General features: G+C 63.0%; 18 protein-coding genes. 9 read left to right on the forward strand and 9 right to left on the reverse strand.

What is annotated here, in order from left to right; translation table 11 throughout:
- Positions 1-39: 39 nt before the first annotated feature.
- The gene (locus tag VGN72_22005; protein ID HEV7302026.1) at positions 40-339 is read right to left on the reverse strand and encodes a hypothetical protein; all 300 of its coding nucleotides are present in this window, start codon (positions 337-339) and stop codon (positions 40-42) included.
- Between the two features lie 170 nt (positions 340-509).
- On the opposite strand from VGN72_22005, the gene VGN72_22010 reads away from it, so the two are divergent.
- The gene (locus VGN72_22010; protein ID HEV7302027.1) at positions 510-1,118 is read left to right on the forward strand and encodes a response regulator; all 609 of its coding nucleotides are present in this window, start codon (positions 510-512) and stop codon (positions 1,116-1,118) included.
- Here the strand turns inward: VGN72_22010 and dapB are convergent.
- From dapB to thrC, 3 genes are all read right to left on the reverse strand, one after another.
- The gene (gene dapB, locus VGN72_22015) at positions 1,088-1,876 is read right to left on the reverse strand and encodes a 4-hydroxy-tetrahydrodipicolinate reductase (GenBank protein HEV7302028.1); all 789 of its coding nucleotides are present in this window, start codon (positions 1,874-1,876) and stop codon (positions 1,088-1,090) included. The genes VGN72_22010 and dapB overlap by 31 nt on opposite strands.
- 76 nt (positions 1,877-1,952) lie before the next feature.
- Positions 1,953-2,384 carry a GxxExxY protein gene (locus VGN72_22020; protein HEV7302029.1) on the reverse strand — a complete coding sequence of 144 codons (432 nt, stop codon included), beginning with the start codon at positions 2,382-2,384 and terminating at the stop codon, positions 1,953-1,955.
- 77 nt (positions 2,385-2,461) lie between these two features.
- Positions 2,462-3,937 (reverse strand): threonine synthase, encoded by a 1,476-nt coding sequence (gene thrC, locus VGN72_22025; protein ID HEV7302030.1) that lies wholly within the window; start codon positions 3,935-3,937, stop codon positions 2,462-2,464.
- A 258-nt stretch (positions 3,938-4,195) separates the two neighbouring features.
- Here thrC and VGN72_22030 point away from each other — a divergent pair, with 258 nt between their 5' ends.
- From VGN72_22030 to fliS, 3 genes are all read left to right on the forward strand, one after another.
- On the forward strand, positions 4,196-4,414 hold the full coding sequence (locus VGN72_22030; protein HEV7302031.1) for a hypothetical protein: 219 nt from the start codon (positions 4,196-4,198) through the stop codon (positions 4,412-4,414).
- A 39-nt stretch (positions 4,415-4,453) separates the two neighbouring features.
- Positions 4,454-7,414, forward strand: coding sequence for a flagellar filament capping protein FliD (gene fliD, locus VGN72_22035; GenBank protein ID HEV7302032.1), 2,961 nt, complete (start codon positions 4,454-4,456; stop codon positions 7,412-7,414).
- A gap of 84 nt (positions 7,415-7,498) precedes the next feature.
- Positions 7,499-7,960: a flagellar export chaperone FliS gene (gene fliS, locus VGN72_22040; protein ID HEV7302033.1), complete on the forward strand. Its 462-nt coding sequence runs from the start codon at positions 7,499-7,501 to the stop codon at positions 7,958-7,960.
- A gap of 482 nt (positions 7,961-8,442) precedes the next feature.
- Here the strand turns inward: fliS and VGN72_22045 are convergent, their stop codons facing one another.
- From VGN72_22045 to VGN72_22060, 4 genes are all read right to left on the reverse strand, one after another.
- The gene (locus VGN72_22045) at positions 8,443-9,201 is read right to left on the reverse strand and encodes a TatD family hydrolase (GenBank protein ID HEV7302034.1); all 759 of its coding nucleotides are present in this window, start codon (positions 9,199-9,201) and stop codon (positions 8,443-8,445) included.
- 191 nt (positions 9,202-9,392) lie between these two features.
- Positions 9,393-9,794, reverse strand: coding sequence for a YraN family protein (locus VGN72_22050; GenBank protein HEV7302035.1), 402 nt, complete (start codon positions 9,792-9,794; stop codon positions 9,393-9,395).
- Positions 9,795-9,861: 67 nt separating this feature from the next.
- On the reverse strand, positions 9,862-11,523 hold the full coding sequence (locus VGN72_22055; GenBank protein ID HEV7302036.1) for a peptide ABC transporter substrate-binding protein: 1,662 nt from the start codon (positions 11,521-11,523) through the stop codon (positions 9,862-9,864).
- Positions 11,524-11,772: 249 nt separating this feature from the next.
- Positions 11,773-12,525 (reverse strand): (Fe-S)-binding protein, encoded by a 753-nt coding sequence (locus tag VGN72_22060; protein HEV7302037.1) that lies wholly within the window; start codon positions 12,523-12,525, stop codon positions 11,773-11,775.
- A gap of 474 nt (positions 12,526-12,999) precedes the next feature.
- Here VGN72_22060 and VGN72_22065 point away from each other — a divergent pair, with 474 nt between their 5' ends.
- From VGN72_22065 to VGN72_22085, 5 genes are all read left to right on the forward strand, one after another.
- Positions 13,000-13,938: a PhoH family protein gene (locus VGN72_22065; GenBank protein HEV7302038.1), complete on the forward strand. Its 939-nt coding sequence runs from the start codon at positions 13,000-13,002 to the stop codon at positions 13,936-13,938.
- 157 nt (positions 13,939-14,095) lie between these two features.
- Positions 14,096-16,384, forward strand: a complete 2,289-nt coding sequence (locus VGN72_22070; protein HEV7302039.1) for an HDIG domain-containing protein — start codon at positions 14,096-14,098, stop codon at positions 16,382-16,384.
- A gap of 176 nt (positions 16,385-16,560) precedes the next feature.
- Positions 16,561-17,061: an rRNA maturation RNase YbeY gene (gene ybeY, locus VGN72_22075; protein ID HEV7302040.1), complete on the forward strand. Its 501-nt coding sequence runs from the start codon at positions 16,561-16,563 to the stop codon at positions 17,059-17,061.
- Positions 17,061-18,344: a hemolysin family protein gene (locus VGN72_22080; protein ID HEV7302041.1), complete on the forward strand. Its 1,284-nt coding sequence runs from the start codon at positions 17,061-17,063 to the stop codon at positions 18,342-18,344. Before ybeY ends, VGN72_22080 begins: the two co-directional genes overlap by 1 nt.
- Positions 18,345-18,428: 84 nt before the next feature.
- Positions 18,429-18,830 carry a hypothetical protein gene (locus VGN72_22085; protein HEV7302042.1) on the forward strand — a complete coding sequence of 134 codons (402 nt, stop codon included), beginning with the start codon at positions 18,429-18,431 and terminating at the stop codon, positions 18,828-18,830.
- A 23-nt stretch (positions 18,831-18,853) separates the two neighbouring features.
- Here VGN72_22085 and VGN72_22090 read toward each other — a convergent pair whose 3' ends face one another.
- Complete coding sequence (locus VGN72_22090; protein ID HEV7302043.1) at positions 18,854-19,234, reverse strand: hypothetical protein; 381 nt, start codon at positions 19,232-19,234, stop codon at positions 18,854-18,856.
- Positions 19,235-19,239 lie beyond the last annotated feature (5 nt).

Genomic DNA, 19,239 nt, shown 5'->3' on the forward strand with positions numbered 1-19,239 from the left:
GCACCGAAGTGCATGCTTACGGATATCGCGAATTCACAACTAATTCTTCCCGCGCGTGCCCAGTTTTTCCGAGCCACCGAAATCGCGGTCACCGCGAAGGCCACCTTCGTTCTGGCCGGTCATGTCGTCCGTTTTCGGTTGCATCTCTCCGCCATGATGTTGGGGCAGATTCCGGCGGCCAATGTCGGTCACCGTGTCGTTGTAGCCCGTCGGACGTCCCTGATCGGGCAGCTGGCTGGCCTCTAAGCCGGACTGATCCACAAAGCGGCGCTTGTTCGCCTCATCCCGTGCCTCGGCCTCGGCGGACTGCTCGTTACCACTCTTTTGCTTACGTGCCATGATGAGCTCCTTTCACTTTTCCGTTGCAGATGCAGTGCCATCCGGCCGGATTTACCTCGGATTTCGCGGCCGATTTTGCATCGGACTCCTCTCGGCGTAAATCAAACCCCCTCCGCCGAAACGGCGCTCCGACTTGACGGCCGATTCAGATCAGTCCACCATCCACGTCCATGGCGCGAATTCTCATCGTCGACGATCACCTCGAGACCTGTCGCGTGATGAGCCTGCTCGTCAAACATCTCGGGCACGAGGCGTTCGCGATCAACTCCGGCAACGACGCGATCGCCTTTCTCAAACGCAGTTCGGTCGACCTGATCATCCTAGACATCATGATGCCGGTCCTGAGCGGGATGGACGTGCTGCGCACGCTGCGCCGCAGCCAGGACACCGCCATGACCCCCGTGATCATGATGACCGCCATCACGGATCCGCTAACGCGCCAGGAGGCGATGCAGGCGGGCGCCAACGACTATTGGGTGAAGGCGACGGTCGACGTGACCGAACTGGAAAAGCGGATCAACTACCACGTGAAGCGGCGAGCAACCGACGATAACGAGCGTGTCGGCAGAGTGGTCGGCACGATATCGCCGTCGCTTGAACTGATGCAATCCTTGATGAGCGTCAGCCCGATGAATCCCCCCACGGTCGTTCAAGCGCGCGAGGCTCAACCGAACGTCACCTGGCGCGCAATGCTAATGGCGATGTTGAGCGCATTCCGCCATGCAATGACCAGCGGCGCGTTTCGCGCCTACAGCCCCAGCACGTCGGCGACGGTGTAGCGGCCCGGCTTCTTGTCGGCCAGCCACTTGGCGGCCCGCAACGCGCCGTGCGCGAACGTGTCGCGGTTGGTGGCGACGTGCGTCAGTTCCAGCCGTTCACCAAGCGCCGCGAAGTACGCAGTGTGCCGCCCCACCTCATCCCCGATGCGCAGCGCGTGCATGCCGATCTCGCCGCGGTTGCGCACGGCTTCATCACCGTGGCGATCGTAGATCAACGCGTCCTTCGTCTTACCCGTCGAAGCGAGGATGGCCTCGGCCAACCCCATCGCGGTGCCGCTGGGGGCGTCCTTCTTGAAGCGGTGATGGCCTTCGACGATCTCGATGTCGTAGTCGTCGCCGAGCATCTTGGCGACCTGCGCCGCCACCTTGAACAGCAGGTTGACGCCAAGGCTCATGTTCGGCGCCTGCAGCACCGCGATATCGGCGGCCGCCTGATCGATGATCGCGTGGTCGCTCGCCTGCAGGCCCGTCGTGCCGATGACGAGCGCGATGCCGCGGTCCCGGCACGTCTTCAACCAGTGCCGCGTCGCCGCCGGCGCAGTGAAGTCGATCATCACTTGCGGCGTCGCCCGCAGGTCGCTGGTGATCGGCACGCCGATCTTCCCGACGCCCGCAATCTCACCGGCGTCCCGATCGATGCTCGGGCTGTCACCACGATCAATCGCCGCGACGACGTCGAAGTCGCCCGACTGTTTTCCGAGGGCAATCAACCGCTGGCCCATACGGCCCGCGGCTCCGGTGATGGCAATGGTGGTCATGTGTCGTGTCTCTCTATCGTGGTTCTGCATCCGTCGCGCGCCAAAGTCGCCAAGGGGCCAAGAGCGCCAAGAAGATCTAGTTTGGTTTGCGAGCGATCACGCGACGGATGCCTTCTTTTAAGAGGGGTACGTTGAAGTTGATCAGCAGAGCTAGGGGTTCCCCGATCATGTTCATGTAGGTGACGACCTGCATGCGATGGACGGGGAGCAATGCTTCCACGGACTTGATCTCGACGATCAAGCGGTCGCCGACGAGGAGATCAATACGACCCTTGGCGACAACAACGTCTTTGTAGACGATGTCTACCCATTTCTGCCGCACGAACGGCACGCGACGCAACGTCAACTCGACGGCCATCGCGCATTCGTACGCATCTTCAGTCAAACCGGGCCCGAGCCTTCGATGCACCTCGATCGCCGCCCCGATCACCGTCCGAGCCAGTTCGTCCAGTTCGGCAGGCGGTTCGACCAGATCGTTGTAAGGAGTCGGCTCATCGTCGAACGCCATCCGCAATCCTCCACTGTCTTCCTTGGCGTCCTTGGCTACTTGGCGATCTTGGCGCGAAACGAATGACGGAGGCCCCATTAGTACTCCGCCACCGGCAACCCCGACTTCACCGCCTTCAATTCTATTCCTTCAACCAGCTTCGCGTCCCCGCCCATCGCCACAACGATGCTCGCCAGATCATCCGCCACGGCGATCGGGCGGTTGCTTAGCCGGCCGTGCGGTTCGGTCTTGGGGGCCAGGTCCTGAACGCTCTTCATGTCCAGACCCGTGTGGTACTTCACGGTGGCGTTGGGGTCTTTCAGTTCGTGGCCGGTCAGGATGCAGACGACGCTTTCGTCTTTGCCGATCACGCCTTCATCCAGCAACTGCCGCAGGCCGGCGACGCTGGCGCCGCTGGCGGGCTCGCAGCCGAAGCCGTAGCGGGCGACGAGGGCGCGGTGTTCCAGAATCTGCTCGTCGTCGGCCTGGCGGACGACGCCGTTCATCGTCTCCAGCGCCCGCAGGGCCTTGGGCAGGTTCACCGGCCGGCTGATCTCGATCGCGCTGGCGACGGTGTCGGGGTGGTAGTTCGCTTCGTCCAGCGCCGCATAGTGCTTGCCGATCGTGTCGCGGTTCACGTGGCCGGCGTTCCACTTCAAGCCGTGCTCGTTCACCAGCACGTGGAACGTGTTGGCTCCCGCGGCGCTGATGACCGCCAGCCGGGGGATTTTCTTAATCAGGCCCAGTTCCTTCAGTTCCGCGAACGCTTTGCCGAACGCGCTGCAATTGCCCAGGTTGCCGCCGGGCACGATGATCCAATCCGGCGGGTTCCAGTCGCGGGCTTCCAGAATGCGATACATGATCGACTTCTGGCCCTCCAGGCGGAAGGGGTTGACGCTGTTCATCAGGTAAATGCCCATGGCAGGCACGTCGACCGCGATCTGCCGTACGCGCCGCAGGCAGGCATCGAAATCGCCTTGTATCTGTAGCGTGAGCGCGCCGTAATCGAGCGCCTGCGACAGCTTGCCGAAGCTGATCTTCCCGCTGCCGATGAAGACGATGCCGGTCATCTCGCTCAAGGATGCGAACATCGCCAGCGACGCGCTCGTGTTGCCCGTGGACGCGCACGCCACCTTCTTGGCCCCCACCATTTTGGCGTGGGTGAAGGCCGCCGTCATGCCGTTGTCCTTAAAGCTGCCGCTGGGGTTCAAACCCTCGTACTGCAGTAGCAGGTTGCCCGGTTTCATGCCCATTTCGCGGGCCAGCAGGCGGGCGTCCTGCAGTTGCGTGCGGCCCTCACCGATCGTCACGATTTCCGATTCGTCCCGATAGAACGGCAACAGCTCGCGGAACCGCCACACGCCCGAGAAGTCGGCCCGCCCGGCCGCGTCGGTCCCCTTGGTCGCCCAACGGCCCTCGAAGTGGCTCAGCGACTTCGGCACGGGCAGTTTGGACCAGTCGTACAGGATGTCGAGCAGGCTGCCGCACGCCGTGCAGGCCACCTTCGTCTCGCCCACGTCGTAGGTCGCTCCGCAGGCCGGGTTAATGCACTTCTGATGGGCGGCGTGGTTCATGCTGTTAAGAGGGTATGAATTCAGCCGTTAAAGGTCAAAGCGGCATGGGGAAGAAGTGGGTGGTGGCCAGTGGTTAGCGAGCAGTAAGAGATGGCTGTTATGGATTGAATGTTCATCAACCGTCCGCCACAGCCCAGATCCCCATTTTTGGCCTTCACTGCCCGTATCAGCTGACCACTGCCCACCGCTTCATTTCCCTAACGACGCGCTCATCAAAGTTCCGATAACAGTCGCATGAGTGGAGGCACGGAGCAAACGATGATGTTCAGCACCGCAGCGCGTTTACGGTTGGTTCGACAGGCGCACGAGCGATTTCTGGCCATGGCGGCCCTGGATTGCATTATGGACAAGTCCGTCCGGGTGGATTTCTCGGACGATGCAGAACGTTCCGCCGAACCGGACCGTGAGGGCGCCGATCATGTCGACGAATCGCCCGACTGGACGGCGCTATTGCGCGGTGGCGTTCTGGACGATTAATACGGGGTCGTGTGACGATCAACCGCAAGGTGACGTGATATGGGCAGGGTAACGAGCAGCGTCGGGCTGGTGAGCGGGATCGATTCCAAGGCGATCATCGATCAGCTCATTGCGCTCGAGTCGCAGTCGAAGAAGAAGCTCGAAACCCGCGTCAGCACCACCAACAACCAAAAAAAGGCCTACGACACGCTACTGACGGCCGTCAAGGGCATTCGCGACCAGTCGCTATCGCTCCAACGACCCAGCACGTTTAACGCGGCGTCGGCCACCAGCAGCAACGATAGCGTGCTATCGGCCACCGCCAGCAACGGCGCGACGCTGGGCTCGTACCAGTTCCGCGTCGCGCGGTTAGTGACGGCCCAGCAGTCGGTCTCCACCGGCTTCTCCGACTTCAAGACGCAGCGCGTGGGCGCCGGCAACCTGACCGTGGAAATGGGTGGCGGTGAGGTGAATACCCAGACCCTGCTGGCCGACCTGAACGGTGGGGCGGGCGTGAGCAGGGGCACCTTCCGTATTACCGACCGCAGCGGCGCCAGCACGGTGATCGACGCGTCGGCGGCCGTCACGCTCGACGACGTCGTGCGGAAGATCAACTCCTCGACCGACATCCGCGTGAAGGCCACCATCGACGGTGACCGCCTGAAGCTGACCGACGGCACCGGCTCTTCATCGCAAAACCTGATCGTGCAGGACCAGGGCAACACCACCACCGCCGCCGGCCTGGGCATCGCCACGACCGCCGCCGGCATCGCCAGTGGCACGTTGACTGGGACCGACATCAACTCGATCAGCACCACGACCGCGCTGGCGAAGCTGAACGACGGGCTGGGCATTCGCAAGGCATCTGCCAATGCCGATGACATCACCCTCACCACGCGCGACGGCAACACGTATTCCGTCAACCTCGCCAACGCCAAGACGGTGGGCGACATCGTCAACGAGTTTGACTCGGCGACCGGTGGCAAGGTCAAGCTGACGATTAACGCCGACGGTGACGGCTTAAAGGCCACCGACACCACCGCGGGCGGCGGCACGTTCTCCATCGCCGCCGCCAATGGCTCCAACGCCGCCGCCGATTTGGGGCTGGTGGGATCGGGCGGCAGCGCGATCGACGGCAAGCCGATTCTGGGTGGGCTGAACACCGTGCTGCTGAAGACGCTGAACGGCGGTACGGGGCTGGAGTTGGGGCAGTTGAAGATCACCGACCGTTCCGGCACCGCAGCCACGATCGACCTCGGTGGCATCAAGACGCTGCAGGGCGTGCTGGACAAGATCAACTCGACCACCGCGAGCGGGTTCGCTGTGAAGGCAACCGTGAAGGACTCCGGCAACGGCATCCAGATTACCGACGCCTCGGGTGGCACGGGCGACCTCATCATCGAAGACACGACCCTCAGCACCGCGACGGCGTTGGGCCTCAACGGCACGTTCAACAACACCACGCCGACGGCTGTGGGCAAGAACCTTCAGCGGCAATGGGTGAACGAGAACTCGCTGCTGGCCGGCCTGAACGGTGGCAAGGGCGTGACGCCGGGCATCATGAAGTTCACCAGTTCCAGCGGCAATGTGGCGGCGGTCGACCTGTCGATCGCTGGCTACACCACCCTGGGGCAGGTGATGAAGGCGATCAACGACAAGACGGCCGCCATCGGCATCACCGCCGGCCTGAACGCCAACGGCGACGGCCTGCTGCTGACGGACTCGGCCGGTGGCGCTAACAAACTGAAGGTCGAAGACCAAAGCGGCACCATGGCCGCCAACCTCAACATTCGCGGCCAGGCCAGTGCCACGACGATCGACGGCTCGTACGAGAAGACGATCGCCATCACCGCGACCGATACGCTGACGGAAGTGACCAAGAAGTTCACCGAACTCGCGTACGGTCTATCGGCCAACGTCATCAACGACGGTTCGGGTGCATCCCCCTACCGCCTGTCGCTGACCGCGTTCAACTCCGGCATGAACGGCCGCGTGGTCTTCGACGCCGGCACGACCAACCTCGGCACGCGGAAGATCGTGGACGCCCAGGATGCGGCCGTGTTCGTCGGTGGGTCGGCCAACACGGAGCCGCTGCTGGTGACCGGATCGAGCAACCAGTTGTCGGGTGTGCTGCCGGGCGTGAACATTGACTTGCACTCGGCCAGCGACAGCGTGGTCTCGCTGAACGTTACGCGGTCGGCCGACAGTTTGGTGGAGACGGTGCAGAAGTACGTCGACGGGTTCAACGAGATCGTGGCTGGGATCGACGTGCTGACGAAGTTCGACACCGAGACCAACACGCGCGGTCTGCTGATGGGCGATTCGAGCGTGCAGGGCGTGGAAACCGCAATCTATGCCTCTATGAACCAGGTCGTCACCGGCGCCGGCCAATTCCGCACGTTGGCGGACGTGGGCATCACCATCGGCGAAGGCGCGGCGCTGGAGTTCGACGAGGACAAGTTCCGGAAGGCGTACGCCGACGACGCGACAGGCGTCGAGAAGCTCTTCACGGCCGTCGATCGCACGACCGTCACCAAGACTACCACCGGTGGCATCCTGACCAACGGCGTGGGGGCCGACGGCACCGTCATCAACTACGTCGTCACCGGCGGAACGACCACGACCACCACTTCCATCAACGGTCCGGTCGTGCCCAACGGCACCACCTACGACGGTGGCACCCCCACCACCGTGGGCGGCGTGACCACGGTGACCGGCGCGACCATCTTCCAGAACACCACCACCACGGTCGGCCGGGGGTTCGGTTACCTGATCGAGGGCGCGCTCACGCGGCTGACCGACCCGGTGAGCGGCCTGATCACGCAGACGAACAAGAACCTGGATTCGAAGATCGAAGGGTTCAAGTCGCGCATCGAGTCGCTCGACAAGATGCTGGAACAGAAGCGCGCCCGCCTGCAGAAGCAGTTTGCCGACATGGAATCGGTGCTGTCGAAGATGCAGGGCCAGCAGCAGGCGATCAACAGCTATCAGCCCATCTCGTACGCGCCGGCCACGTCCTAGAACGTGCGCAGCGGCTTCGGGCTCAATCTGGCCGCAGCGCTTGGCCGATACTTCGGTTGAGACGGCAAGAACAGGTCACCCTGCATGAACCCACAAGCGGCCCAACAGCAATACCTTAAGACCCGCGTGATGACGGCCACCCCCGAGCAGCTGCAGCTGATGCTGTACGACGGCGCGGTGCGCTTCGCCGAGCAAGGTCGAGCCGCACTGATCGCCAAGCAGTTCGAGCAGAGCTACAACTCGATCGGCCGGGTGCAGCGCATCTTGACCGAGCTGACCTGCAGCCTGAAGCGCGACGTGTCCCCGGAACTGTGCGACCGCCTGCGCGGGCTGTACACGTACGCCTACAAGAAGCTGATCGAGGCCAACACGGAACACACCGTTGAGCCGTTGGATGAGGTGATCGAGCTGCTGAAGTACCAGCGCGAGACCTGGGCGATGCTGCTCGAACAGCTCGGCAAGCAGAAGGCCGGCGCCAAGGCCGCTGGAATGGACATCCCCGCGCCCAACGAGCGGATGGAACAATCGATCCGGATTAGCGCGTAACCTGTGGTTGGCTGATGATCCGCTCCGGTCCCTCTCCCGGTACTCCGGGAGAGGCTAGGTGAGGGTGATTTCCGGATAGGCTGACCACGCCGTTCGGACAAGCTGTCATCTCAAAGAGAGCGGAAGCGACCTGAGGATCTCGTTCGTTCCAGCGATTCTCGGCCAACCGAGATCCCTCCAGTCGCCTTAAAGCTAGCGGATAAAATCCTCTTGCGTGACTATTCACCGTTGTCATCCCGATGGGAGCCGAAGGCGACCTGAGGGATCTCGACTGACTGACGGTGCGGGCCTTGGGAGATCCCTCGGGTCGCTACCGCTCCCCTCGGGATGACAGGTAGCGCTTTGGGCTGAGTTTCGTCCACTAGCCTTTAGGCGCGGCTCGGGATGACACTTAGAGCTGCCTCGCCATCTGGGTCGTCGTTCCGCATTCGAAATCACCCTCACCCAGCCTCTCCCGGAGTACCGGGAGAGGGGTAAGAGCCCTACCGCCAGTCGTAAAACGTTTCCGCATTCCGCGTCACGGCCGCATCCAATTCCGCGTAATCCAGCCCCTTCAGCTCCGCCACGCGCCGCGCGGTGTGTACCACCAACGACGGCTCATTCACCTTCTGACCGCGGAACGGTTCCGGCGACAGGTACGGGGCATCGGTTTCCACCAGCAGCCGCTCGAGCGGCGTCGCCAGCACGGCCCGACGTTGCTCGTCGGACTTTTTGAACGTGATGACGCCGGTATAGCCCAGCCAATACCCGGCATCGGCGATCCGCTTCGCCTCAGCCTCGGTACCCGTGAAGCAGTGGAAGACTGCCCGCAGCAACTGGAAGTCGGCCATGATGGCGAGCGTGTCGTCGACGGCCTCGCGGCAATGGATGATGACCGGCCGTTGGGCTCGCTGGGCGATCCGCAGTTGTTCGATGAAAAACCACCGCTGGCGGTCGCGCGGCGAGCCGTGGAAGTAATCCATGCCCATCTCCCCTATCGCCACGACGGCGGGATCGCTCAGCAACGGCTCCAACGCCGCGACATCCGCTTCCTGAGACTCGGCGACGTAGTTGGGATGGATGCCGACCGAGCAACGGACGTTGTCGAGCTTCTGGCACAGCGCGATCGACGCGCGGGAGTCTTCGAGGTTCGTAGCGACAGAGACCATCTTACGTACGCCATTACGCTCGGCGCGAGACAGCACGTCGTCCAGTTGAGACGAAAGCCGCTCGTCGGTCAGATGACAATGGGTGTCGATCAAAGGAGATCTCCGTGCTCCGAACCGCGGCATGGGCGTCCCGCCCATGCATGCGGTGAGGCCGGACGATTCTGTTTATTGGGTACCGCTCGGCCGGCGCGGTTTGCCTGAAACTCTGCTTCTAATTTCAGTCCACAGGCATGGGCGGGACGCCCATGCCACCGTAAAGCAAAGCCACTCGCGTTCACCGCTGCCTAAAACGTCGGCCCGAACGCGTTTTCGATGTGGTTCACCTGCGGTTCGCGACCGGTAGGCCAGACGATCGCCACCACGTCGAACCGCGCCGGGGGTTGCGGCACGCCGTAGCGGGTCAGGTAGAACTTGGCGGCCTTGGTCACCTGGTTCTGCTTGTGGCCATTCACCTGGTCTTCGGGGGCGGCCTGGGAATCGTCGGTGCGCGTCTTCACCTCGACGAAGACGAGCGTCGTGCCGTCGCGCGCGATGATGTCAATCTCGCCCATCTCGCAGCGGAAGTTGCGCACGATGATCGTGTACCCCTTGTTGCGCAACACCCGCGCCGCAATGTTCTCCCCGCGATCGCCAAGCAGGTCCTTCGCGGGCGAGGGCTTCACGAGCTTTTGAAACCATTCAAACATCGCGCGACAGCGTAACTTCAGGGGGCTGTTAACGCTATGGGAAGAGACGACGTAGACCTTTCCGTCCCTACCGCTCCACGTAAAACGACTTAAAACTCACCATGTTCCGCACGTTCTGCGGGATCCCCTTCACGTTGTCGCGGTGCAGATAAGAATTGACGTAGTAGTACATTGGCAGGATCGGGGCCTCGTCCAGCAGCAGCCGTTCGGCCTTCTCGAAGTGACGCATGCGAATGGCAGGGTCCGTTTCGTTGGCGGCGGCGTCGCAGAGGGCGTCATAGGCGGGGTTGATCCAGGCCGCGTCGTTGTTCTCGGCGACGCTGCGGTACTTGTCGGTGAAGGTCGACGGGTCGTTGTAGTCGCCGAACCAGCTGGCCCGGGCGATCGAGTAGTCCTTGTTGTGCAGCCGCTGGCGGAAGACCTTGATCTCCACGCCTTCCAGCGAAATGCTGATGCCGAGGTTGGCCTTCCACTGGTTCACGACGCTTTGGGCGATGTCGCCGTGCTGCATGCCGGAGTTGAACAGGATCGACAGCGCCGGAAATCCTCGGCCATCAGGGTAGCCCGCCTCGGCCAGCAGCTTGCGGGCACCGGCGACGTCAAACGGCGGGCCGTCGGGGCTGTTGTAGTCGGCGAACGCGCCGCGCGGGATGTACGTGTCGGCCGGTTGCTCGCCCATGCGGGTGACGTTGTCGACGATGATGCGCTTGTCCACCGCCATGCTCAGCGCCCGGCGCACGCGCGGGTCGGCCAGCGGGTTGGGCTTGCCGTCGGCGAACTTCGCGTTGCAGTTGAACGAGTAGAAGTAGGTGCCGAAGCTCGGGAAGACGCGAAGGTCGTTGCGCTCGCCCTTCAACACCTTCTCGCGCAGCTCGGAGGCGATGTCACCGGTAACCTCCGCCACCCAATCAACGCCGCCCGTCTCGTACATCAGGAACGCCGGGTGCATAGAGGCGCTCACCTGCTCGATCACGTCGCTCTTCACGTTGGCGTGATCCCAGTAGTGGACGCTCTTCTCCATCCTCAGTCGCTTCTTGAACTCCCACTTCGTCAGCATGAACGGGCCGTTGGTCACCAGCGGCAGGTCGCGCGTGAACTTGGGGTCGTACCGTGTCACGCCCCCGCTGCCCGTATCGCGCCGGACGTGCCGCTTCATCGAGGCTTCGTGCAAGGGGAACATCGGTGGGAACGCGCACAGATCGGCAAAGTAAACGACGGGCCGTTCAAGCGTCACCCGCAGGGTACGGTCATCGATGACTTTGATCCCCACGTCGTCGAAGTCGGCCGTTTGTCCGCCAACGATTGCATCACTGTACGGGCCGGCGTTCTTGATCACGCGCAGCAGGTACGAGTAATCGCCGGGATCGTCCAGCATGCGCTTCCACGCAAACACGAAATCGCGCGGAGTCACCGGGTCGCCGTTGTTCCACTTCGCGTCCGGCCGGAAGTGAAAGGTCCACTGCTTCTTGTCGGGCGACACGTCGATGGTCTCGGCCACGCCCGGCACCGCCTTCAGCGTCACCGGATCAAGCTGGTACAACCCTTCCCACAGCGCGTAGCCCACGCGGATGTCCTGCATCCACGACATGCCCTTCGGATCGAGCGTGTTGATGTCATCGCGATTGACGAACGTGAAGTCCGCCGGCCGTTCCGTCGCCGACCCGGACCAGGTCATCGCGACGATCAACGGCACCAGCAACACCAGCGGCGCGAGCAGGAGTGAACGCATGATGCATCACGATACGCGCGCCCGCGATGGAATGCGACCGAATTGATGTGGGGGCGGGTCAACGGAACGCGCTCGGATACGCCCGGATACCCAAGATGTCATCCCGAACGGGAGCGGTAGCGACCTGAGGGATCGGCACAGCAGAGGATTACCGACACTTCGAGATCCCTCAGGTCGCTACCGCTCCCGTTCGGGATGACAGACTTTACGTACCTGCGCGACCCGAAAAACAGCGCTTAACGTGAAGCCCTAGAACGCCGTCATGTCGATCCCCATCGCGTCGGCCATCAGCTCGGCGAAGTGGCGCACGCGGGCGTTGCTGCCGGTGCGGTGGCACATGCCGGCGATGTTCATCGAGCAGCCGGCGTCGTTGCAGACGACGGTCGCGGCGCCGCTCTTGTTGATGCAGTCGATTTTGTCCTGCACGATCGCCCCACTGATGGCCGGGTACTTCACCGCGAACGTCCCACCGAAGCCGCAGCACTGGTCGGTGCGTTCCAGCGGGCGGAAGTCGACGTTCCCCATCTGCCGCAGCATGCGGACGCCCTCGTCCTTCACGCCAATGCCGCGCAAGTGGCACGTGTAGTGATACGTGACGGCCTCAGCCGTGGGCAGCTTCAGGTCCGACAGGTCGACCTTCAGCACCTTGTTCAGGAACTCGACGAACTCGTACGTCTTGCCCGCCACCTTGTGCATGGCGTGGCTGTAGGCGGGGTCGTCCGTCAGCAGTTGCTCGTACTGCTCGCGCACCATCGCGCAGCACGACCCGCTGGGCGAGACGATGTAGTCGTACTCTTCGAACGTGCTGACAAACTTCCGCGCGAGCTCGGCCGCCTCGGGGTGGAAACCGTTGTTGAAGAAGGGTTGGCCACAGCAGGTCTGCGATTTCGGAAAGACGACCTCGCAGTCGAACCGCTCGAGGATCTTCGTCACCGCGACGCCGACGTGAGGGTAGAACTGATCGGTCAGGCACGTGATAAAGAGCGCAACGCGACGCGGCATGCCTTCAGTGTAGCGCCGATCGACCGCGCGTCAATATGAGCGACTTCGATCATATAATTTGTACCTGCTATCGATTGCGGTTTCGGTCGGGGGCCGTCGGGTCTGCGATACCGCAAGCGGTAGCGACGCAAAAGCCATCACGATCGTTCGCAAATTTGCCATTGCAATCACGCCACCTTGCCCACGTGATTCTTTCGACGTGCCTGCCTACCATTTCGCATGATCATTCCCACATGATTTACCCCACCCCGTTCCCCAAGTCTGTGGATGGGCTCGCCGTAACCGTCTGCCACAGATGAACCTGCGGCCATCGTTGAAATCCCCTGTCGCCCGGCCGATCCGCTCTCGACAAATTTCTTTCGTGCGACCACAATATCGCTTAATCGCTGGCCCTGTCGCAACGATGGACAGGCGTAGGATCAGGTTCGATTTGTGGCGCGTATGTTTCGAATTCGAACTGGCAGATAAACACCCGTGAACCTCAGCATTACGTTAGAACAACCTGACAAGAAGCTCGCCCTCTTCGGCTCGGCCGACAAGTACCTGCGGTTGATCCGCGATACGTTCGGCGTGCAGGTGGTGAACCGCAACGACGAGCTGCGTCTTTCCGGTGACTCCGACCAGGTCTCCCGTGCCGCAGCGGTCCTCGACCAGATGCAGCGCAAGCTGCGCCGGCAGGACTGGCTGACCCCCGAGGACGTCGGCACCGCCATCAGCCGTGCCCACGACGCCGAGCGCGAACGCACCGCCGACGAGATCGACGTCTACGCCAAAGGCCGCGGCGTAAAGCCCAAGACCGAGGGCCAGCGCAAGTACATCGAGGCCGTCCTCAATCACGACCTGACGATCTGCACCGGCCCCGCGGGCACGGGCAAAACTTATCTCGCGGTCGCGGTGGCGGCGTCGTTCCTGAAGCAGGGCAAGTGCAAGCGCATCGTGCTGGTCCGCCCTGCCGTCGAGGCGGGTGAACGGCTCGGCTTCCTGCCGGGCGACTTGCAGGCCAAGGTCAACCCGTACCTGCGCCCCCTGTTCGACGCGCTGCACGACATGATGGACGCCGAGCAGGTCAAGCGTTTCATGATGAACGACGTGATCGAGGTCGTGCCGCTCGCGTTCATGCGTGGCCGTACGCTCAACGACAGCGTCATCATCCTGGACGAGGCCCAGAACACCACAGCCAGCCAAATGCTGATGTTCCTGACACGCCTGGGTCACGACAGCCGGATGATCGTCACCGGCGACGCCAGCCAGGTCGACTTACCCGACGGCACGCGCAGCGGCCTGGCCGACGCGCTCGACAAGCTACGCGGCATCAAGGGCATCGCCCGCGTGGAACTGGACAAGTCCGACATCGTCCGCCATCGTCTCGTGCAGAACATCGTCAATGCGTACGAAAGGCAGGAGAGCCATTAGCGCGGCGTAGAAACTATCCCCTCCCCCGGTACGGGAGAGGGTTAGGGTGAGGGTGATTTCGGACTGCTGACGGTTCTCGTCGTTACGAATCAACCTCACCCAGCCTCTCCCGGAGTACCGGGAGAGGGGCCGGAGCGTCTGATCGGTTCTTACATTTATGTTCTGGTCCTCCAGCAAAACCCCCTCCCGCCGGGCCGAGATCCGCAACAAGCGGCCGGACGCCGACCGCACGTTCATCACCGTGCTGCGCGAACAAGGCGCGCTGCCCACGGTAGCGGTGGCGATCGTCTTCCTGATTGTGGCGTCGGCGATCATGACGCTGCGGCGGGACGTGGTGCAGTGGCGCCCAGGGCAGGCGGTGCCTTACGACATCGTCAGCCGGGTCGACTTCACGTTTTCCGATCCTGACGTGCTTGCACAGAAACGCCGCGAGGCCCGCGAGGCCACGCCGAGCGTCTACCGGTCGAACGGCGACGTCTGGACGCCGCTGCAGGAAATGCTGATGTCGCTGCCCGATCGGGTGGATGGCGACTCCGTTGCCGCCCTGCCGCAACCGTTGCGCGAGGCGTTGGACCCCGGTTCGATCACGGCGCTCCGGCAGATCAACACGAAGGAGCGCCGCCGGCAGTACGAGAAGAGCGTCGAGGATTACACGCGCGAGCTGGCCAATCACCCCGACACGCACGTCGGACGCGTCATTCCATTGATCGTGCTCGACAGCGCCAGTCGCAAGCAGGACGCGCTGGCCAGCCGGAGAATTGCCCTTGAAACGATCGGCCTCGTTGAGCCCGGTTGGACGTATACGGTCGAGGACCCCGAGTTCATCAGCCTGGCCACCAAAAAGGCCAACATGTTCTTCCGGTTGGACCTTGAGTCGAAGATTGCGATTCTCACCGCTGCCCTGCTGAAGCCCACACACGTGCTGGACGAGGTGGCGACCAACGAGCGACGCAACGAGGCCGAGCGCAACGTCCCCAGCACCGCCGGCGACGTGCGGTACCCCGCCAACACCATCCTGGTCGCCCGCGACAAGGGCGTGATTGAACCGAAGGACTGGCAGTTGCTGCGGGATGAGAACCGCCACTTCATCGCCAGCCTCGGTGACCGGCGGGCGGTCTTCGCACAACTCGGGACGGTTGGGTTCGTCTTGCTGCTGACGGTGATGCTGTCGGCTTACGTGGCGATCTTCCAGCCTCGCGTCGTACGCAACTACGCACGGGCCTTGGGCATCGCCGGACTGCTGAGCGCGATGCTGCTACTCGCGCAGCTGGCGGGCATCGGCAGTGGGCAGGTTTACCTGTTCGGCACGGCGCCCGCGATCCTGGCGGCCATGATCCTCACGCTCGCCTACGACCGCCGTTTCGCGTTGGGCGTGGCGTCGATGCTGGGCATGCTGATTACGTTCGGCTTGGATCAGGGCATTGAGTTCTTCCTGATCCTGGAGACCGGCGTCGTCACCAGTTGCCTGATGCTCACCGACGTGCGTAACCGTGGGAAGCTGATCGAGGTTGGTGGCGCCACCGCCTGCGCCATGATCGCCGCCACCGCCGCCGCGGGCGCGCTGAACATGGACCCGCTGCGGTTCGTGGCCTACAACTGCCTGTACACGGGCGCAGCGGGTCTGGCGGTCGGGTTCATCGTGCTGGGCATCCTGCCGTTCATCGAACGGACGTTCCGCATTACCACGAGCATGACGCTGCTGGAACTGGCCGACGCCAGCCACCCCCTGCTGCGTCGCCTGGCAGTGGAAGCCCCCGGCACCTACAGCCACAGCCTGAACGTCGCCACGCTCGCCGAAGCCGCCGCCGAAGCAATCGGTGGCAACTCGCTGCTCTGCCGCGTCGCCGCGTACTACCACGACGTCGGTAAGATCAACAAGGCCGACTACTTTGTGGAGAACCAGTCGGGCGGTGAGAACCGCCACCTGAACCTGTCGCCATCGGTGAGCCTGCTGATCATCATCGGCCACGTGAAGGACGGCATCGAACTGGCCCGTGAATACAACCTGCCCGCCAGCGTGCTGCCGTTCATCCAGCAGCATCACGGCACGACGCTGGTCGAATACTTTTACCATCGCGCCTGCACGCAAAAGGACGGCGACCAGCCTGCCATCAGCGAGACGCAGTACCGCTACCCCGGTCCCAAGCCGCGCAGCAAGGAAGTCGCGATTGTGATGATCTCCGACGCCGTGGAAAGCGCCACCCGGGCAATGAGCGAGCCAAACCACAACCGCGTGGAAATGCTCGTGCACGAGTTAACGATGAAGCGCCTGCTGGACGGCCAATTGGACGAGTGCGACCTGACGATGCGTGACTTGGAGCGGATCGAACGCGCGCTGGTCAAGACGCTGCTGGGCATCTACCACGGCCGCATTGCCTACCCCAGCACCTCGAGCCTGCAAGCGACGGCGACGCCAACGGCTGGACCGAACATGCGGACGGCATAAGTGTGCGGTCCGAGCCGTAGCATGGGCGTCTCGCCCATGCGTGTGGTAGTGCCAAGAAAAGTTTCTTAGTGGCCGCCATTCCAGTCGAAGCGGTCCGCCACTAGAAGAACGCGATTCCAATCTACAAGCATGGGCGAGACGCCCATGCTACGGTAGGCCCGACGCTCCCTAATCTGATGCCTCTCACCATCACCGCCACCCTCGGCAAAGCCTTCGTCCCGCGGTTACGAAAGTACCTGAAGAAGGCCATCCCGCTCGTCCCCAACGCTCCAGAAGAAATTTCGCTGGCGCTGGTGAACGACAAGCTTATGTCCGAGCTGCACCAGCGGCACCTGAACATACCGGGCCCAACTGACGTGCTGACCTACGAACTGGATCATGACACCACCGGCTGGTGTATTGCGGGGGAAATCGTGGTCTGCGTGCCCGAGGCGAAGCGGCAGGCGAAGGAACGGGGCACGACAGTAGATAACGAATTACTGCTTTACGCTTTACATGGTGTGTTGCACCTGGCGGGGTTCGACGATAGAACCGAGCGGTTGTTTCGTGAGATTCACACCATGGAAGACGATATCCTGACCCGTATTGGGGTTGGGCCGGTGTTCAAGCCTGCCGCCAAGGCCACTGCGCGTGTTACGGGCCGTCGTCGCAACCGCACGAGGGCCAGAGCCGACTGATGTCACCACTGCTTAACTTTGCCGCCATCGCCGTCGCAGGCGTGGGTTCGCTGTACTTTACGTCGTTAACCTACGCCCTTCGTGAGCTGTCGCGCGCGCGCTTGAGCGACTACTTCGACAAGACCGGCGACGACCGCTGGCTTGAGCCAACGATGGAGAAGCAGGACGACCTGATCCTCGTCACCGCCATTGGTCGGATGTTCTGCAACCTGTTCATCCTGCTGACGATCCTGGTCGCGTTCAGCCACACCGGTTGGGCGATGTGGCAGCAGTACCTGTCGGCCGTCATCGTGGCGGCGATCTACACGGGCATCGTCTCGGTCGCGCTGCCGCACGCGCTGGCCCGGCACATCGGCCACGCGATCGTTGGGCAGTCGGTGCGATTCCTTCACTTGATGCGCGTGCTGCTGGCGCCGTTGACCGCCCTGCTGCTGTGGGTGGACAAGGTCGTCAGCCGCATGGCCGGCGGCGACGATCCGGAAGTGGAATCCGACCAATTCGAACAGGAGATCCTCTCGGCCGTCGAGGAGGGGCAGAAGGAAGGCATCGTCGGCGAGCAGGAACGGGAGATGATCGAATCGGTCATCAGCTTCCGCGACACCACCACCGGCCAGATCATGACCGCCCGCCCGGAGGTGGTCGGCATCGACATCGGCGCCACGCTCGACCAGGTGAAGCAGATGCTGGAAGAGTCGGGCCACAGCCGCCTGCCCGTCTTCCGCGGCACGCTCGACCAGATCGTCGGCATTCTGTACGCCCGCGACCTGCTGAAGCACCTCGGCCTGCCCGCTGATAAGTTCGACATCAAGTCCGCCATGCGGCCGGCGTTCTACGTGCCGGAAACCAAGCCCCTCAGCGATTTGCTGAACGACTTCCGCCTGCAGAAGGTCCACCTTGCCGTCGTCCTCGATGAGTACGGCGGCACCGCGGGACTGATCACCATCGAAGACATTTTGGAAGAACTCGTCGGCGACATCTCCGACGAACACGAGCCGGCCGAGCCCGCGATGATGAAGCGCCTCGACGACCAGACCTGGGAGGCGGACGCCCGCGTCTACATCGACGAGCTCAACCGCGTGACCGGCACCAGCCTCCCCGAGGACGCGGGCTACGACACGCTCGGCGGCTTCGTCTCCACCACCATGGGCCGCATCCCCGAAACCGGCGCGACGTTTGAAAGCGAGAACGTGAAGTTCACGGTCTTAGACGCCGAACCGCAGAAGGTGAACCGCGTGAAGATTGAGTTCGCCCTCCAACCCGCCGAGGGGCCCACGGGGTTGTAAGCTCCGCCTTATTCTTACCCATTACTGGCCGCGCGCGATCGCGCAGACCGCAGTTCGCCATGTTCATCCCAAAAGGGGGCACGCTTGTTCAAGACGATTCGGATCGCAGTGTTGTTGCTCGCCTTGTTCGCGGCCGCCGATGGTTGCCGGCGCAATCCGGGCTATCTCGATCCGCCTGCGCCGCTGACGGAACTGGCGGTGTTGCGTGGAGTCGACCAGACGTACATCCAGGTGATCGACAACGCGAAGGTGATCAGCGGCATGTCGATGCACGCCAGCGGTGGCAATGAAGTGAAGGTGACCGGCGGCACGCACCGGCTGCGCGTCTACACGATGGCCAAAGGCATGCAGCGGGCCGCGATGCAGCACGAGTTCACGTTCGACTTTAAGGCGGGACACCGCTACCAACTCTCGCCGGCGGAAGATTCCGTGTCGGCACTGGCCGTTCGCGACCTGACGGCCGGTGTCACCGTGAACGTCAACTGATCGTCCCGCGGCATTCCCGGTGTTCAACGGAACGTGACGGCGGACTTGGTCGATCGATCGAACAGGCGCACGCCGTAGGTCGACATCGACAAGTCGTACGTTCGCCCACCCCGCAGCGTGAGCGGTACGCGTCGCCAGCCATCGGTGAAGTAGACCGTTACCTGATGATCGCCCGCCGACAGCGTCAGCGGCTCCTGCTTTGCCAGGAAGCCGGGCGCGGGCAGTCGAGCGCCATCAATGTCGCCGATCACCAATCCAACGGGCACGAGCGTCGCCATCTTGTCGACGGCGAGCGCCGGCGCGGTGTACAGTGGCCGCGGATCGGCCGGGGCGGCACAGGCGGTCAGGCCCGACATTGCGATCGCGACCAGTAGCAGTCGGAAGGTGGCGGCCGTTGGGATCATCGGGG

This window comes from Tepidisphaeraceae bacterium, from assembly GCA_035998445.1.
Classification (GTDB): Bacteria; Planctomycetota; Phycisphaerae; order Tepidisphaerales; family Tepidisphaeraceae; genus DASYHQ01.

Coding starts and splice junctions, on each gene's coding strand:
- VGN72_22060 (HEV7302037.1), bottom strand. CDS start 12,525: ATGCCGCGTCGCGTTGCGCTCTTTATCACGTGCCTGACCGATCAGTTC.
- VGN72_22050 (HEV7302035.1), bottom strand. CDS start 9,794: ATGTTTGAATGGTTTCAAAAGCTCGTGAAGCCCTCGCCCGCGAAGGAC.
- VGN72_22020 (HEV7302029.1), bottom strand. CDS start 2,384: ATGGCGTTCGACGATGAGCCGACTCCTTACAACGATCTGGTCGAACCG.
- VGN72_22055 (HEV7302036.1), bottom strand. CDS start 11,523: ATGCGTTCACTCCTGCTCGCGCCGCTGGTGTTGCTGGTGCCGTTGATC.
- thrC (HEV7302030.1), bottom strand. CDS start 3,937: ATGAACCACGCCGCCCATCAGAAGTGCATTAACCCGGCCTGCGGAGCG.
- fliD (HEV7302032.1), top strand. CDS start 4,454: ATGGGCAGGGTAACGAGCAGCGTCGGGCTGGTGAGCGGGATCGATTCC.
- VGN72_22070 (HEV7302039.1), top strand. CDS start 14,096: ATGTTCTGGTCCTCCAGCAAAACCCCCTCCCGCCGGGCCGAGATCCGC.
- ybeY (HEV7302040.1), top strand. CDS start 16,561: ATGCCTCTCACCATCACCGCCACCCTCGGCAAAGCCTTCGTCCCGCGG.
- VGN72_22030 (HEV7302031.1), top strand. CDS start 4,196: ATGATGTTCAGCACCGCAGCGCGTTTACGGTTGGTTCGACAGGCGCAC.
- fliS (HEV7302033.1), top strand. CDS start 7,499: ATGAACCCACAAGCGGCCCAACAGCAATACCTTAAGACCCGCGTGATG.
- VGN72_22080 (HEV7302041.1), top strand. CDS start 17,061: ATGTCACCACTGCTTAACTTTGCCGCCATCGCCGTCGCAGGCGTGGGT.
- dapB (HEV7302028.1), bottom strand. CDS start 1,876: ATGACCACCATTGCCATCACCGGAGCCGCGGGCCGTATGGGCCAGCGG.
- VGN72_22005 (HEV7302026.1), bottom strand. CDS start 339: ATGGCACGTAAGCAAAAGAGTGGTAACGAGCAGTCCGCCGAGGCCGAG.
- VGN72_22090 (HEV7302043.1), bottom strand. CDS start 19,234: ATGATCCCAACGGCCGCCACCTTCCGACTGCTACTGGTCGCGATCGCA.
- VGN72_22010 (HEV7302027.1), top strand. CDS start 510: ATGGCGCGAATTCTCATCGTCGACGATCACCTCGAGACCTGTCGCGTG.